The following is a 283-nucleotide window of genomic DNA, read 5'->3' as shown; positions in this document are numbered from 1 at the left end:
GATTGTATTTGTCTCACCATCGAAACTTACGCCTTCTGGTAAGCCGCTTACTTTGTTTGTCACTGCCTGACCACTGTTATCTGTTGCTTCAATTGTTATTGAATCGATCGGCGTATTCACTTCTTTTGTTTGATCTTCAATAGAAGTTACCGTCGGTTTTGTTGTGTCTACAACTTTAATTATGAAGTTCGTTGTTGTTGCGTTACCTTCCGCATCTGTTGTTGTCACGGTAATTGGGTAGCTTCCCACTTTTGTTGGCGTGCCACTGATTGTATTTGTCTCA

At 41.0% G+C, this 283-nt stretch carries 1 protein-coding gene; it reads right to left on the bottom strand.

Features of this window, described 5'->3' with window-relative positions:
• Nucleotides 1-283, bottom strand: a 283-nt coding sequence (locus HMPREF2580_RS12515) for a putative Ig domain-containing protein (protein WP_256326459.1), incomplete at both ends; no start/stop codon positions are given.

This window comes from Staphylococcus sp. HMSC036D05, from assembly GCF_001836225.1.
Lineage (GTDB): Bacteria > Bacillota > Bacilli > Staphylococcales > Staphylococcaceae > Staphylococcus > Staphylococcus caprae.
Note: the sequence above shows the minus strand (reverse complement) of the source record. Positions and strands in the feature narration are given on the sequence as shown.